Genomic DNA, 15881 nt, shown 5'->3' with positions numbered 1-15881 from the left:
ATTATTTACCAAATAATAAGATAGATAGTCTTTACATATAAATAAAAATCACAAATTAACATAATGTTTGAAATTTCCCAGCTAAAGGAGAAAACACTTGTAGAGTTACAAGATATTGCAAAAACAATTGGCGCTAAAAAATTTAGCCAATTAAAAAAACTTGATTTAGTATATTTAATTCTAGATATACAAGCAACAACTCCTTCAAAAATTATTAAAAAAGGGACTTCATCTACTGATGAAAAACCAAAGCGTAAGAGAATTATAAAAAACCCTAACGCACCAAAAAAAGTAGTTACTTCTCCTAAAATTGTTCAAGATAAACTTCCTTTAGAAACTAAACAAGAAGTAAAACCTGCAGAGAAACCTGTTGAAAAAAGAAGTGTAAAAACACTTCAAAGAAATGAACCTAGAAAACCTATTAGTCGTGAAAACGAAAAAACGACTACGGTTAATGAAACTACTCCGGTTCATGTTCAACAAAGTAAAAATGATAAGCCTGTTCAAAACAAGCAAAACAAACCTAATCCAAACCAAGCTAATAAAAAGCCTAACCCAAACCAAGCTAACAAACAGCCTAACCAGCCAAAACAACAACCTAACGTTCCCAAACCAAGACCTCAACCAAGAGACAACAACAAAGGACAGCGCACAAATAACGCTAACCGTTATAGAGACCCAGATTACGAATTTGATGGTATTATTGAAAGTGAAGGTGTTTTAGAAATGATGCCTGATGGTTATGGTTTTTTACGCTCATCAGATTATAATTATTTATCATCACCAGATGATATTTACTTATCGCAATCACAAGTAAAGTTATTTGGTTTAAAAACTGGTGACACAGTTAAAGGTGTAGTTAGACCACCTAAAGAAGGTGAAAAATATTTCCCATTAATACGTGTTTCAAAAATAAATGGTTTAAATCCTAACATTGTTAGAGACCGTGTTTCATTTGAGCATTTAACACCTTTGTTTCCTGATGAGAAATTTAATTTAGCGGGAAAAGGAAGTACACTTTCAACAAGAATTATAGATTTGTTTTCTCCTATTGGAAAAGGACAAAGAGGTATGATTGTTTCTCAGCCAAAAACTGGTAAAACAATGTTATTAAAGGATATTGCTAATTCAATAGCATCTAATCATCCTGAAGTATACCAAATTATTTTATTAATTGATGAAAGACCTGAAGAGGTTACAGATATGCAACGTAGTGTAAAAGGTGAAGTTGTTGCTTCTACTTTTGATGAACCTGCAGATAAGCACGTTAAAGTTGCTAATATTGTTTTAGAAAAAGCAAAAAGATTAGTTGAATGCGGCCATGATGTTGTTATCTTATTAGATTCAATTACACGTTTAGCAAGAGCTTATAATACTGTTGCACCTGCATCTGGTAAAATTTTATCGGGTGGTATTGATGCAAATGCGCTTCATAAACCAAAACGTTTTTTTGGTGCTGCTCGTAATATAGAAAATGGAGGTTCGCTTTCTATTATTGCTACTGCATTAACTGAAACTGGTTCTAAAATGGATGAGGTTATTTTTGAAGAATTTAAAGGTACTGGTAATATGGAGCTTCAGTTAGAACGTAATATTTCTAATCGTAGAATTTATCCAGCAATTGATTTAGTTAAATCTAGCACTAGAAGAGATGATTTATTATTAGATCCGAAAACGGTTAAACGCATGTGGGTTCTTAGAAAATATTTAGCTGACATGAACCCTGTTGAAGCTATGGAATTTATTAAAGATAAAATTCAATACACTACTTCAAATGAAGAGTTTTTAGTTTCTATGAACGGATAATAAGAACTTTATTATAATAACAAAAAAAGCGAGTTTAATAACTCGCTTTTTTATTGTTTAAAATTTAAAGAATAAGGCATAAAAAAAACCTGTTCCCAAAAAAGGAACAGGTTTTTTTATGTATGTATTTAAGATTAATAGAACTTACTTCTATTATCTTTTATATCAGATGCATCTTGCAACGTTTGGTATAATTGATAACTTCTACCTTTAACTTTAGTAGCCAATGCACTTCTGAAAGTTTCGTAATTTTCAAGTTCAGTAGCTGCTTCACGTTTAGAAACTTTAACAACAAACACTCCTTTTTCTCCCTCAATTTTATCAGAAATTTCGTCTAACTTTAAAGTTGACATTGCCCCTACAATTGCAGGTTCATTTCCAACTCCTGAAAGCAATGGACTAGCCAAAGTAACAGATGAAGCTGTACGCACAACACTTACGCTATTTTGCGCTACCTCATCTAAAGTAGCTCCATTCATTTTATCTTTAATAAGTGTAGCTTTTTTCTCATTCATTAATTCTGGTCTTATCTGAGCAATTATTTCAGAAGTTAAAGCCATACCATCTTCTTCAGTCATTCCATTTACTAAAACAACTGCGTAACCTCTTTTTCCAGCAACATCAACATCAAAACGTTTAGAATCATTTAATTCTCTTTCAGTTTTGAATGCCCAAGTTACTATTTGACGTTGGTTATTTAATCCAGGAATACTTTCAGATAAAACTTTTAAATTAACAGCTGATTGAATTTTATAAGTTGATTCTTTTGCTAAATCATCTAACTTTTTCCCTTCAGCTAAATTTGAAGCTAATGTTTCAGCTTGTTCAAAAATAATATTTTCAGTTTCTTCAGAAGCTTCAACTAAACGTGAAAATGTAGCTAACTTAACTACTTTTTCTAGTTTTGTTTGATCTTCAATTTTAATAATATGAAAACCAAATGCTGTTTCAACTACATCAATACTACCTGCTTGATTTTTATAAATAAAATTTGCAAAATCTTTATCAAATCCAGGAGAAAAAGCTTGATCTTTTCTTACCCAACCAATATCTCCTCCTTTACCTTTTGTACCATCAGAATTAACTTCATTGGCAATTTCAGTAAATTTTGATTTATTGTTTCTAACCAATGTAAAAATACTATCAATAGTTTTTTTAGCTTCTTCTTTCGTTTTTGTAGAAGTAGATCTTGTTGTACCTACATAAGGAACAATAATATGGCTAGATTTTACAGAATCTGGTAATTGTAATGTTTCAACAATTTTAGAGATTTTATAATAACCGTTATCTTTATAAGCACCAACAACATCACCAACTGAAGCTTGAAAAATAGCATCAGAAATTGTTGCAGGTAATTGGCTTTTAAATTTGTAACTGTTGTCTAATGATAAATCAGATTTATTTTCACTTAAAAAAGCTTCATAATTTGAAGTGCTTTTTAAACCAGCTACTTTAACACTTGCTTTAGCAGCATTGCTATATTCTTCTCTATCGTTAATAAAAGCTTCAACTGTAGCTTTAACTTCTACATCATCACTTTCAGATGGAAGAATATCAAATTTTACATATTGTAAAGAACGTGTAGCTTCTGCTTTAAATCTTTTAGGATTATTTTCAACATATTTTTGAATATCACCTTTGGTTACAACGGCTAAACTATCTGCAATAGTTGTGTAAGGAATAAAAACATATTGAGCATCAATTTTAGTATTATTTAAAATATAATCTCTTTTTCCTTCTTCTAAAGAAGCTCCTAAACCAACTGATACTAATGAAGAATATGCTTGACGTTCTAGGTTTTGCTTGATGCTTTTTTCAGTTGCCAACCAATTTAACCAAGCTTGTGTATTACCACTATCGGCTTCATCTTTCATGTTCGCAATATATTCTTTCAGCTTTTCTTCGTCAAAAAGATTTATTTCATTTTTAAAAAGTGCTGAATTTTGAATTTCAGGTAATGCTACCATTGCATCCCAAATATCTTTCTCACCAACAACAATTCCTGCTTTTTCTAGTTGATCTTGAAAAATTTTCTCACTTAAAAAATTATTCCAAACTGCATTTACAGCTTGCATATTACTAGCTCTTCCACCGCTTTGAGTTTTATAAGCTTCAACTTGTTTTGCAAACTCCTCTCTATCAATATCTTCTCCATTAACTTGCCCTACAGAATTTACTTTTGTTGAGCTAAAAAAGCTTTGAATTGAACTTGGATCAAGTACAAATGCAAAAAGTGCTAAACCTACAATTAGGATTAGGAACATTGAACGATCTCTAATTTTTGATAATATTGCCATTATTGTTTTCTTTTATTACAGTGAGCGAAAATACAATTTAGTATTTAATTATGAAAGTGAAACAGTTATAATTAATAGGAAAAGAAAGTTATTTTATGTAAAGATTACTTTTAATCTACTTTATCTAAAATTTTTAAATAAACTTCTTTAATTTTTGATGAATCTACTTTAAACATTTTAAAGTATAAATTATTAATTTCAATAACTTCACCTTGCTTTGGTATGTCTTCATTATGATACACAATAAAACCTCCTAACGTTTCATAAGCTTCATTTTCTTCAATATTTAAATTGTATGTTTCATTTAAATAATCAACTTCTAATCTGGCCGAAAATTCAAATTCTCTATCGTTAATTTTATTTTCTAAAAGCTTTACCGTATCATGCTCATCAACAATTTCACCAAACAACTCTTCAACAATATCTTCAACGGTAATAATACCTGATGTGCCTCCAAACTCATCTAAAACAACTGAAATACTTTTCTTTTTTTTAATTAAAACATTTAACACGTTGTTAATCATCATACTTTCAGGAACAAACTCTACAGGTAATAATATTGATCGCAATGTTTTAGGTTTTTTAAAAAGTTCAAACGCGTGTGCATAGCCTAAAACATGGTCTAAAGATTCTTTATAAACTAGTATTTTTGAATAACCTGTTTTTATAAATAAATCTTTTAAGTTTTGAATGCTCTCGTTAATATCAACAGCAATAATTTCTGTGCGAGGAATCATAATCTCCCTAGCTTTTACATTGTCAAACTCTAATGCGTTTTGAAAAATTTGAATTTCTGAATCAACATTTTCAATATCTTTTGTATTTTCTAATTGTTTAGAAATATAGTTTCCAAGTTCTTCTTTACTAAACTCAGTTTGCTGAATTATTTTTGAAGAATTAAAAAAAACGCGTAAAAAGAAATCAGAAATAAATGTAATAAAGTCAGAAATGTAATGAAAGATTACATAAAACAGATAAGCAAAGGGCGCAAAAAACCATAGCGTTTCATTCGCATAAATTCTAAAAATAGCTTTTGGCAAAAACTCTGCAGTTATTAAAATTATTAGTGTTGAAAGTATTGTTTGAATTAGTAAGATAGAAAATTCATTAAATTCATTTAAAGGTAAAAAATTCACTATAAATTCACCCATAAATAAACTATAAACCACTAACGCAATATTATTTCCAACAAGCATTGTTGTAATAAGCTTTGAAGATTTTGAAGTTAATTTAGTAACTATTTTAGCTATAAAACCAGCTTTTTTTTTCTCTAATTCAATTTGAAATTTATTAGCTGAAATATAGGCAATTTCCATCCCTGAAAAAAAAGCAGAGAGTAAAATTGAAATTAGTATAACAGCAATTTGAATTTCCATGAATTACTTATTTCTGTTTTCTAACTTTTTTCTAAATCTTTTTTTAAAGAAATACATAAAAACAGCTAAAACAGAAAATAATAAGAATAAATAAGCTTTATTTCTATTTTCATTCCAATTTAAAACAGTTTCAACAATAAATACAATAGCTACAATTAAATAACCATATTCAAATATTTTCCAGATTTTTTGCATAATTTACTCTTTTATATTAATTACTCCGCTTTGGTTTTTAACCCACCAATTAGTTAAATCTTCAGACGCTTCAAAACCAACTCCTTTAATTGTATCAGTTAACGTGTAAAATGTGAATTTTTTCTCGGTGAAATAGTAGTGAGATTTACTATCCCAATATACTTGATCTGTTACTAACTTATTTTTCTGAGCGTGATTAAAAATAATAACATTATTTTTAATTTCAGAAATTTCAGTTTTTTTATAATTTCTTGCGTAATCACCTTCAATTGTAATAGAATCTCCATTTTTATCTATGGAAGTTATTTTTATTCCTTTAGGAAACTCAGAATAAGGATGTTCATTTCTATTTCCAAAGTCTAGCATAACCGGGGCTTTCATTTTTACATTAATTCTTCCAGAGTCTGTATGTTTATGATTTATATTGTACGCTTCACCTATTGGCAAATTTTTATCTGCTAAAAAATCATGAACCTCTTTCGCATTATTTGTACAAGAAAAAAGCATTGTTACCGTAAATACAGTAGCAATGCTTTTAATATGATTTACAACTGATTTTGTCATTCAACAAATATATCAATTATACTATTTTAAATCTAATCTTTTGACTGAACTCTTACAGTTTCATTAATCCAACAACCAATTCTATGTGTTGATCCTGCATCAATAGCTGCTGCAAACAAGTCTTTCTTAGAAGGTAAGTTTTTTGAATATGATCTTATGTATCTATTTGCCAAACGACTTATACTTGGATCAACAGACTTTGCTTTAATAGCTTTGTTTAAAGCCGCAACATACACCATTCTTTTAGAAACCACATCTGTTCCACAAGAGTTAGCACTTGAAGCATACATACCCGCAATAATTAAATAAGCTTTCCCCATAGTTGGTGCATTTTTTAAAGCTTTATAAGCGTAAGATCTTGCTTCACTTTTTCTTCCTTTTTTACTTAATATTTGAGATACTTTTAATAAATAACCTGCTTTTTTATAAGAATCAGACTCTTGGTCTACAGCTTGTTTAAAGTAATCCATAGCCTTATTCGTTTCACCATTCTTCATTAAAATACCAGCATAAAATACTGATGCATTTGGAGAAGGATCTGCTTTTACATAAGCTTCAACTAATGTGTCATAAAAAGGATCATCAGTACATTCTTTATTGTACATTCTAGATACAGCTCTTTTTAACCAAACACCATCATTTTGCTTTTCATCAAAATATTTTTTATACAATGGAATTAAATTCTCACACGTAGAAATCTCTGTTAATTTTGCATCTAAACTTGTTTCAACAATTGTTAAATTAGTTAAAATTTGTTGATAAATTTTTCTATTTCTCTTATCTTTCGCACTAATTGAAAGTGAGTCTTTTGCATTAATTGCATCAATCTTTTTTGAATATGCTTCTCTTTTAATTTCAACTCCCTCACCTACTTCATCATACGTATCAAAAACAATTTGAGGATTATTAACTTTATTTTTATTCAAAATAATATCAAAATACTTATAAATATTTTTAGGAGATACTGAAGTTGGATCAATCTTAAAAGCTTTTTCAATCCATCCATATACTTCTACTTCTGAAATTCCTTGAGAAGCCTTAAAAGTAGCTATCTTATCATATATTTTAGCAACATTATCATTCTTAAATTTATGTTCTAACCTTTGGTTATAAACTCTCATAACTAAATCAGCAGCTGAAGCCTTTTGACCAACAGTTGCAGTTTTTAATTTATGCTCGGCTATTTTAATACCATATTTATAAATATTTACTGAAAGTGTTGGGCAATTATCCATACACCACATCCAGTTTTCAAAAGCAGCATCATATTTTTTCGCCTTATAATCTCCTTTAAATAAGTTATATTTAATATTACAATCAGCAGCAGCTTGTGAAAAAACAACTGGTGCAGATATCATAAAAATTAATAAAGCTAAAATTTGTCTTGAATTTCTCATCGTCGTATTCTTTTAATTTAAAATATTTCTAATTTTTTGAACCATTTATCATTTAATGATAGGCTTAATCTAAAGTTAAAATAATCTTCTTGTACTAAACCTTTACTTGTACTTCCCCTTTTACCAAATTCAAATCCAAAATTAATATTTGATAATTGTTGACTTAATGGTAATCCTACTCCAAAAGATATGCCAAAATCATCAATTGCAGTAAAATCAGCCTCGCTTCCTAGAGCATCAACTAATAACCCAGTCTTTTCAAATTTTAAACCAGCTCTATAAGTAACTCTTTCCCAGTAACTTGATATAGAATTAAATTTAGGAGTATAAAATCCTCCTATTGCAATTTTACTGTAATCATCATATGCTATTTTAGAATAGCTACTAAACGTATTTCCACTTAATTCTAATGCTTTTTGAAAACTATAATCAACTCCTGCGAACCATTTATTATCTTTTCCAACACCAACACCTAAACTTGTTTTTAAAGGTGATTTAATTTTTCCAACACTGTTCCCATTTAAAATGGTGTCTTTTGGCGATTCAAAGGTATTAATATCTACAGCGTATAAATACTCATTCCCATCTGCATCAATTGTATTACTTAAATCAAAACTAGCTCCTAAATTTAAATCTACTTTAGAATTTAAACTTGTTTTGTATAGAAATCCTATATTGGCAGAATATCCTTTAACATTAGAAACTGTTTCATATTTAGTTGCTAATGGATTATCTGCTATTTGGTTAATGATACTATTTTCAATTTTACCAAAAATATAATTTGTTTGTAAACCTACACTAAAACCTTTAAATGGTTTGTAACCAAAGTTCATAAAAACTTTATTTGTTCCTCCTTCTCCACTATAAAGTGTCGCTTCAGTTATTACATCATCACCATCCAATTCATTTGTTACAAGCGAATAACCCACTGAGGAGTTTGGTAACAATCCAAAAGTAAAGCCTCCTTTTTCTCCAATTGGAACACCAAAAGCTAAATAAGAAAGATATGTTGAAGCTGCGCTTTGTTTACTGTTTGCATCTTGTGCAGTAATGTTTTTGTTTTCAATGGCTAGTGTATAGGTTGTAAACGATAATGATGCAACTGATGCTGGATTAGAAAAATTCAGATGATATACATCATTAAGTGCAACACCTATTCCACCCATACTTAGTTGTTCAACAGTATTCATACTGTTTTTATCTCCAATACCAAAAAAAGAATACGCTGAAGTATTGTTTTTTTGAGCAAAACTTGAAACTGAAATAAATAGTGTTATTAGTACTACAATTATTTTTTTTATCATTTATTACAAATTATGTGTCAAAATTGTATTTAATCCTTCTAATAAAAAATTAGGATTGGCAAATATGCTATTTTTTAATCTATTTGCCAAGAAATTTGTATCTCCTCCTGTTAAAACTACTGTTAAATCGCAATTTTTTTCTCTATATTGATTTATAAAGCTATCAATTTCATTTATAACACCATTAATCACACCTGAATGCATACAAAATTCAGTAGAGCCACCTACAAGTTGGTGAACGTTGCTCAGCTCTAAAAGCGGTAAGTTTTTTGTAAAGGCATTTAATGATTTGTAACGCATATTAATACCTGGAGAAATTGCACCACCAAAATAACAATTTTCTAAGCTTACAAAGTCGTAAGTTATACATGTTCCAGCATCTATAATTAGTATATTTTTTTGGGGGAATTTTGAAACTGAAGCTGTAATTAGTGCTAACCTATCAACTCCTAACGTTTTTGGAGTAGCATACTTGTTTTTAAAAGGCACTTTAGTATTAGAATTTAACTCAATTAGTCTGATTTTTGATGAAATTTTAGCGATTTGAGATTTTTTTACTGTGCCTACAGAAGAAATTATTGCTTTATCACATCCATATTTTTTTATTAACTCAATTACTTTTATTTCAAAAATATCTGAGGTAATACTTTCATTATGAATTATTTCACTGTTTTTAAAAACTGCTAATTTAATTCTAGTGTTACCAACGTCTATTATTAAGTTCATCTATATTTATTAAAGAGTTCAAAAATACAACACATTTTTTAAAAATTGTTTTGTCAGGTATAAAAAATACATTTATATTTGCATCCGCTAAGGCAATGGTACCTTAGCTCAGTTGGTAGAGCAAAGGACTGAAAATCCTTGTGTCCCTGGTTCGATTCCTGGAGGTACCACAAAAATTATCCGTAACACGCTTATTTATAAGTAGTTGCGGATTTTTTGTTTCAGAAAATTAGAAAAAGAACAAATATCTTGTTCATTTTTCAAAATTTGGGATAATAAAAATCCTATTGTAAAACCAAATACTTATCAGTAACTAATTTTAAACCCTCTCTATTTATTGGCTTTGATATAAAATCATCACATCCCATTGCTAAAGCTTTCTCTTTTTCTTCGGTTGTTGAATAAGCAGTTTGAGCAACTATCGTAATATTTGGGTTGATTTCTTTTATCATCTTTGCAGCATCAAAACCAGACATTATTGGCATTTTTAAATCCATTAATATAAAATCAATGGTTTCATTATTTTTGATTATTTCAACAGCTTCTTGCCCATTCTTGGCATGAACTATTTTTACATCTAACTTAAGTAAATCATTTATTAGTGTTTCTAAATAAATATAATTCACCTCTTCATCCTCTGCAATTAATATCGTTTTTTTAGCACAGTTATTATCTATTTCGACAGATGGAGATAAAGGTTTATAAGGTATGGTTAAAGAGAAAGTAGCTCCTTTACCCTTCATAGATTCAACTTGAATTTCACCTCCTAATAGTTGTGCATTTTCTTTTGCTATTGATAAACCAAGTCCTAATCCTCCAACTTTTTCTGTCAATTCTTTATCTGCCTGTGAAAAACGTTCAAAAATTACTTTATGTTTTTCAGGGGCTATTCCAACTCCTGTATCTTTTACATAAAATTCTATTTCATTATTATTTAATGTATATCCTATTTCAATAAATCCTTTATTTGTAAATTTTAATGCATTCCCTAACAAATTACTTAAGACTTTGTTCAATTTTACACCATCTATTAACACTGTACTCTCTTTATCTGACAGCCCTGTTTTTAAATATAATGGCATTTCTTGCTCTTTAGCTTTTATGTCGAAAATTGAAAATAACTGAAATAAAAAGTTATTCAAGCAAATTTCCTCTTCCCTAACTTTAATTTGTTTTGTCTCCAACCTTGATATTTCAAGTATATCATCAATAATTTGCAATAATTGCCTACCACTATTCTGAATTATATTTACAAAATTTTGACGTTTTTCATCACTTAAATTAGGGTTACTTAACATCTCTGAAAAACCTAAAACACCATTCATTGGAGTTCTAATTTCATGCGACATGTTGTTTAAAAATTCTGTTTTTAATTGGTCGCTCTCTTCTGCTTTTTGTTTTGCTAACTTAATTTCGTTTATAAAATTAATTCGCTCATCAACATTTCTCATAACTCCAAGATTACCAATCCATTGTTTATGAGTATCAAATAACTTTACTCCAAAAGTTTCTCCATTAAATACTTCACCATTCTTCTTTTTATAGGTATTTAAGTATAAATTATTATCCACAACACCAACAGACTCATCAAAAACTTTTTTACCTGTATTCTTAAAGTTTTCATCATCAACATAAAGAATTTTTGTTGACTTTTCTAATAATTCATTTAGGGAATATCCAAAAGTATTTTCCATTCCTTTATTTGCTAAAACAATCTCACGTTTTGTGTTAGTTATAATTATAGCATCTGTAATTGAATTAAACATAGTTTCAAAAAGTGATTTTTGTTCTAACAATTTTAAATCACTTTCTTTACGCCTTGAAATATCCTCTTTAATTGCTAGAAAATTTATTATTTTTCCTAAATCATTCTTTATTGGTGAAATAGTAACTTGTTCCCAATACAATCTTCCTGATTTAGATTTATTCTTAAATTCTCCGCTCCACTTTTCACCTGATAAAATAGCTTTCCACATTTTACCGTAATAGGATTTAGACTGCTCTCCTGAATTTAAAACTCTAGGGTTCTTACCTAGTACATCTTCAGCAGTATAACCTGAAATATCAGTAAATTTTTGATTAGTATACTCTATATTACCTTCTAAGTCTGTAATTACAATAGAATTTGCACTCTGCTCAACTGCAATTGATAATTTTTTAATTTCTTTAATCTGCTTAGTTACAAGCTCATTTATTATCGTTTTTTCTGATATTTCTGATGAAATCCATTTTTTAATAATTAATGTTAACACTAAAATTGCTGCTACTAAATTAAAAAATTTAGGAATGAAAACAACTTCCTGTTTTGCTAAAAAATTAAAAACACCTATTGGTATTAGCCCAGAATATGAAGTATACCAAGCACCAAAATATAAACTTTCAAAAAATGTACGAAAAGCATCAATTGCTAAAATAATTAATAACAGTTTTAACAAGCTGCTATGGGGCTCTAAAGATTTTATTTTTTTAAAATAAAATACAAAAATAATTATCCAAAAAACTATTAAAATCCAATAAATTACGGGTGTAGCATATTTAAAAAATACTTCCATAAATAATAATAATAATAATAATAGGTAAACCCACAACATATCTATTACTAACCTATTGATAATTATCAGCTTGTGTAAATTTCAATACATAAATACTCTATTAACAACCCATTTATCAACTAAATTTAATCAAAAAAGTTTAACAGTCCTTAAATAAAATAGAATCTATACAAGTCAAAATCAATTTCTCTATCTAAGCACTAAATTAAATGATTTACATAAAAATTAAGTTTTGTAATTAGCAAAAAAATAGAACAAATTGTTCGGTTTTATATTTTAATTCACCTATAATCAACTAGTCATCGTCTAGATTTATATCTTTTACATCAACATCTTCTATATTGTCAATAATTTCATTTGGTATTACATCTTCTTCTTCATGACTTTCCATACTATCTACTAATTCATTACTAATTTTCACTAAATACATGGTGTTTTTAGTTGCAACTTCAATAGCTTCAACATACTTCCCCTTATGGTTTGTAAATTTCACAATGTCTCTAATTCCATATCCATCAGGGAATTTTTTCACTAACAAATTAAGAATTTCTGGTGTTAGTTTTTTATAATCTACAATTATGCGCTTCATTACAAATTAGTTAATATTCTAAATTAAAAATTGCAATTACTCTTTCTTTTCACAAAGTAATTTTTCAAATATAAAAAAATATTTTAATCAATAACTAAAATTAACAATAACAATCATTTAATTTTTAAAACAAAAAAGCCAAGATTTCTCTTGACTTTTTTTATAAATATTTGTGCGAAATATTAAAGCATCATTAAGGTACTTACCTCTAATTCCGTTAAATAACGCCAATGTCCACGAGGCAAATCTTTCTTTGTTAATCCTGCAAAAATTACACGATCTAATTTAACAACACTATAATTAAAGTGTTCAAAAATTCTACGTACAATTCTATTTCTACCTGAATGTATTTTAACTCCTACTTCACTTTTTGGCTGATTCATTATGTAAGAAATCTCATCAACCAACACTCTTTTCTCGTCTAAAATAAAACCATCCGCTATTTTTTGCATATCACTCATTGATAGTTTTTTATCTAATGTAGCCTGATACAATTTTTGAATATTATGTTTTGGATGTGTTAATTTTTTTGCTAGTTCGCCATCATTTGTGAAAAGTAATAAACCTGTTGTGTTTCTATCTAATCTTCCAACTGGATATATACGTTCTTTTGAAGCATTTGCTACCAATTCCATAACAGTTTTACGGCCTCTATCATCATCCATTGTTGTTATAAAATTCTTAGGCTTATTCAATAAAACATACCTTTTCTTTTCTGGAGTTATTGTTGAACCGTCAAATTTAACCACATCACCTGGCATCACTTTATATCCCATTTCATTCACCAATTTCCCATTAACTGAAGCACTTCCTGCTTTAATAAAAACATCAGCTTCTCTACGAGAACAAATTCCTGAATTAGAAATATATTTATTTAAACGAATTCCTTCATTTTCATCTACTTTTTTAATTTGTTTGGAAGTTGGTTTTTCAGTTTTTACTGAATTTCTATCTTTTGTAAAAGTAGGCTTATCTTTAAAAGATTTTGAAAATCTCTTTTTACTATCGTATTTTTTCTCTGAAGAATTTTGAGTATTCTTTTTACCTTGGTGTCGTCCTCTCGACGAGTTTTTATTTGAGTTCATTATTTATATTTTTTTGCAAAAGTAATTTATTCTACTGATAATTACCAACATGATTGCTTTAATTCAGTAATATTTTATTAATAATTACATTGTAATCAATTAAAGCTAAACTAAATACACCTAGAGTAATTAATAATTTTAAAATTAAATGTAAAAACACATAATTTCGCTTACTCTTACTAAACCACAGTGTAATAACAAAACCAATTAAGACTAGCACACTTGTATAGAAAAAATATTTCATCCCTCCAATCTCAGGATACTTTAACAAAAAGTAAATTGGGTTTAGTGTTAAAAGTGTTAAAAGTGTAATTAACATTTTTGTGAAATACTCTCCATATTTAACTGCAATGGTTTGATAATTTTGAATAAAATCACCCTTAATTCTTTCTAAATCTTTTATCAACTCTCTTATTAAGAGTATGAAAAATAAAAAGGCTGCGTGTGTGAAGATTATTTCAGAAAAGTTTTTATAATAGACAAAAACTGCAAAAAAAGGTAAAATGGCCAAACTTGCTGCTGAAAATAACCCTGTTAAAGGATATTTTTTTAGCTTATGCGAATAAAACCAAATTAAGAAAATATAAACAGCAAAAAATAAAGCGGCTCTCCAAGAAACCAGAAAAGCAATAACTACTGCTACAAAATTTAATAAAAAATAAAACCTAAGTTTAATTTTCTGACTTACAATAGCATCAATTTTTGATTTAACGGGTTTATTAATTTTATCAGTTTCTGAATCGTAAAAATTATTAATTATATACCCTGATGCTATCACACAAATTGTTGAAAGTACAATAAAATATAAATTTAAGTCTAACAATACATATCGCAACGACTTTTCAGGAGAAAAAATAAAAATAGATGCTAAGTATTGAGCAATTACAATTAAAAAAATATTATAACCTCTTACAACGAAAAACAAGCTCAACAATTTTATATAAAACGGAGTTTGCTTTTTGGTGTTTTTTTTAGAAATTTTAAGTAAATCCATTGGTAAGAATACTATTTAAACAACTTCAGCACAACCTAGTAAGTTGCTATAATTCTACTATTAAAATCTATAAACTAATTCTAATTTAAAATCTTTTAATATTGTTTTAGTTTTATCAAAATCTTCTGTAAAACCTAAAATATAACCACCACCACCTGAGCCGCATAACTTCAAGTAATAATCATTTGTTTCTATTCCTTTTTGCCAAACTTTATGAAAAGGTTGCGGAATCATTGGTTTAAAATTTTCTAGAACTACTTTAGATAATTGCTTTACATTTCCAAATAACGACTTCACATTTCCTTTCAAAAAGTCATCAATACAAGCATCAGTATGTTTTGCAAAATCTTCGTTTAGCATTTTTCTAAAACCTTCATTCTTCATTTTATTCATAAAAATGTTTACCATTGGTTCTGTTTCACCAATCATTTCTGAATCTAACAAAAACACAGCTCCTTTTCCTTCTTTTTGAGATGGAATTCCTGTTGCTTCTAAATTGTCTTTTGAATTTATTAAAATTGGAATACTTAAATAGGAGTTTAAAGGATCTAACCCAGAGCTTTTACCGTGAAAAAAAGATTCCATTAATGAAAATACACTCTTTAACTTTAATAATTTATCTCTCGTTAAATTTTCTAAAACCGTAATTTTGTCATTGGCATATTTATCATAAATTGACGCCACCAACGCACCAGAACTTCCAACACCATACCCTTGAGGAATGCTTGAATCAAAATACATACCCTCCTCTAAATCGGTTTTAAATTCATTCAATCTAAAACTACCTAGTTCTTTATTATCTATGCTTGAAAGGTAATTGTAAAATTTATTTAAATTTTTGTTAGATTTTATTTCTTCTTCAGAAGAAGTTTCAGCCGATTTTTTTAAAGCACCTTGATAACTATTGTAAGGTATTGCAAGGCCTTTAGAATCTTTTATGATTCCATATTCTCCAAACAATAAAATTTTAGCGTAAAAAAGTGGTCCTTTCATAAA

13 protein-coding genes and 1 tRNA gene are annotated in these 15881 nt (G+C 28.3%); 2 read left to right on the top strand and 12 right to left on the bottom strand.

Annotated elements, in window-relative coordinates; all coding sequences use genetic code 11:
- Nucleotides 1–63: 63 nt before the first annotated feature.
- Nucleotides 64–1806, top strand: a complete 1743-nt coding sequence (rho, locus tag GQ540_RS00590; RefSeq protein WP_291795744.1) for a transcription termination factor Rho — start codon at nucleotides 64–66, stop codon at nucleotides 1804–1806.
- 134 nt (nucleotides 1807–1940) lie between these two features.
- Here the strand turns inward: rho and GQ540_RS00585 are convergent, their stop codons facing one another.
- From GQ540_RS00585 to GQ540_RS00555, 7 genes are all read right to left on the bottom strand, one after another.
- On the bottom strand, nucleotides 1941–4103 hold the full coding sequence (locus tag GQ540_RS00585; protein WP_291795741.1) for a peptidylprolyl isomerase: 2163 nt from the start codon (nucleotides 4101–4103) through the stop codon (nucleotides 1941–1943).
- Nucleotides 4104–4213: 110 nt separating this feature from the next.
- Entirely contained in the window at nucleotides 4214–5479 is a 1266-nt protein-coding gene (locus GQ540_RS00580) for a hemolysin family protein (RefSeq protein WP_291795738.1), read from the bottom strand.
- A 3-nt stretch (nucleotides 5480–5482) separates the two neighbouring features.
- Nucleotides 5483–5674: a hypothetical protein gene (locus GQ540_RS00575; protein ID WP_291795735.1), complete on the bottom strand. Its 192-nt coding sequence runs from the start codon at nucleotides 5672–5674 to the stop codon at nucleotides 5483–5485.
- 3 nt (nucleotides 5675–5677) lie between these two features.
- The gene (gene lptC, locus GQ540_RS00570) at nucleotides 5678–6238 is read right to left on the bottom strand and encodes an LPS export ABC transporter periplasmic protein LptC (RefSeq protein ID WP_291795732.1); all 561 of its coding nucleotides are present in this window, start codon (nucleotides 6236–6238) and stop codon (nucleotides 5678–5680) included.
- Nucleotides 6239–6270: 32 nt separating this feature from the next.
- Complete coding sequence (locus GQ540_RS00565) at nucleotides 6271–7635, bottom strand: hypothetical protein (protein WP_291795729.1); 1365 nt, start codon at nucleotides 7633–7635, stop codon at nucleotides 6271–6273.
- 17 nt (nucleotides 7636–7652) lie between these two features.
- Complete coding sequence (locus GQ540_RS00560; protein WP_291795726.1) at nucleotides 7653–8939, bottom strand: hypothetical protein; 1287 nt, start codon at nucleotides 8937–8939, stop codon at nucleotides 7653–7655.
- A gap of 3 nt (nucleotides 8940–8942) precedes the next feature.
- Nucleotides 8943–9665, bottom strand: a complete 723-nt coding sequence (locus tag GQ540_RS00555; protein WP_291795723.1) for a type III pantothenate kinase — start codon at nucleotides 9663–9665, stop codon at nucleotides 8943–8945.
- A 97-nt stretch (nucleotides 9666–9762) separates the two neighbouring features.
- Between GQ540_RS00555 and GQ540_RS00550 the strand changes: the two genes are divergently transcribed.
- Nucleotides 9763–9835: transfer RNA gene (locus GQ540_RS00550), tRNA-Phe, on the top strand.
- A 114-nt stretch (nucleotides 9836–9949) separates the two neighbouring features.
- Here the strand turns inward: GQ540_RS00550 and GQ540_RS00545 are convergent.
- The 5 genes from GQ540_RS00545 to GQ540_RS00525 all read right to left on the bottom strand — a co-directional run bounded on the left by GQ540_RS00545 (nucleotide 9950) and on the right by GQ540_RS00525 (nucleotide 15878).
- Nucleotides 9950–12217, bottom strand: a complete 2268-nt coding sequence (locus GQ540_RS00545) for a PAS domain S-box protein (RefSeq protein WP_291795720.1) — start codon at nucleotides 12215–12217, stop codon at nucleotides 9950–9952.
- A gap of 295 nt (nucleotides 12218–12512) precedes the next feature.
- Entirely contained in the window at nucleotides 12513–12806 is a 294-nt protein-coding gene (locus GQ540_RS00540; RefSeq protein ID WP_291795717.1) for a hypothetical protein, read from the bottom strand.
- Between the two features lie 182 nt (nucleotides 12807–12988).
- Nucleotides 12989–13891: a pseudouridine synthase gene (locus GQ540_RS00535; protein WP_291795716.1), complete on the bottom strand. Its 903-nt coding sequence runs from the start codon at nucleotides 13889–13891 to the stop codon at nucleotides 12989–12991.
- Between the two features lie 58 nt (nucleotides 13892–13949).
- Nucleotides 13950–14885 (bottom strand): geranylgeranylglycerol-phosphate geranylgeranyltransferase, encoded by a 936-nt coding sequence (locus tag GQ540_RS00530; protein ID WP_291795713.1) that lies wholly within the window; start codon nucleotides 14883–14885, stop codon nucleotides 13950–13952.
- 60 nt (nucleotides 14886–14945) lie between these two features.
- A complete protein-coding gene (locus GQ540_RS00525) occupies nucleotides 14946–15878 on the bottom strand; it encodes a mevalonate kinase (protein WP_291795805.1) in 933 nt (310 codons plus the stop codon).
- Nucleotides 15879–15881 lie beyond the last annotated feature (3 nt).

Origin of the sequence: Lutibacter sp. (assembly GCF_013139515.1) — a bacterium.
Lineage (GTDB): Bacteria > Bacteroidota > Bacteroidia > Flavobacteriales > Flavobacteriaceae > Lutibacter.
This window is presented reverse-complemented; position numbering and strand designations above follow the sequence as displayed.

Bases quoted from the DNA above. Each gene is read 5' to 3' on its own strand.
- rho (WP_291795744.1), top strand. From the start codon at position 64: ATGTTTGAAATTTCCCAGCTAAAGGAGAAAACACTTGTAGAGTTACAA.
- GQ540_RS00585 (WP_291795741.1), bottom strand. From the start codon at position 4,103: ATGGCAATATTATCAAAAATTAGAGATCGTTCAATGTTCCTAATCCTA.
- GQ540_RS00580 (WP_291795738.1), bottom strand. From the start codon at position 5,479: ATGGAAATTCAAATTGCTGTTATACTAATTTCAATTTTACTCTCTGCT.
- GQ540_RS00575 (WP_291795735.1), bottom strand. From the start codon at position 5,674: ATGCAAAAAATCTGGAAAATATTTGAATATGGTTATTTAATTGTAGCT.
- lptC (WP_291795732.1), bottom strand. From the start codon at position 6,238: ATGACAAAATCAGTTGTAAATCATATTAAAAGCATTGCTACTGTATTT.
- GQ540_RS00565 (WP_291795729.1), bottom strand. From the start codon at position 7,635: ATGAGAAATTCAAGACAAATTTTAGCTTTATTAATTTTTATGATATCT.
- GQ540_RS00560 (WP_291795726.1), bottom strand. From the start codon at position 8,939: ATGATAAAAAAAATAATTGTAGTACTAATAACACTATTTATTTCAGTT.
- GQ540_RS00555 (WP_291795723.1), bottom strand. From the start codon at position 9,665: ATGAACTTAATAATAGACGTTGGTAACACTAGAATTAAATTAGCAGTT.
- GQ540_RS00545 (WP_291795720.1), bottom strand. From the start codon at position 12,217: ATGGAAGTATTTTTTAAATATGCTACACCCGTAATTTATTGGATTTTA.
- GQ540_RS00540 (WP_291795717.1), bottom strand. From the start codon at position 12,806: ATGAAGCGCATAATTGTAGATTATAAAAAACTAACACCAGAAATTCTT.
- GQ540_RS00535 (WP_291795716.1), bottom strand. From the start codon at position 13,891: ATGAACTCAAATAAAAACTCGTCGAGAGGACGACACCAAGGTAAAAAG.
- GQ540_RS00530 (WP_291795713.1), bottom strand. From the start codon at position 14,885: ATGGATTTACTTAAAATTTCTAAAAAAAACACCAAAAAGCAAACTCCG.
- GQ540_RS00525 (WP_291795805.1), bottom strand. From the start codon at position 15,878: ATGAAAGGACCACTTTTTTACGCTAAAATTTTATTGTTTGGAGAATAT.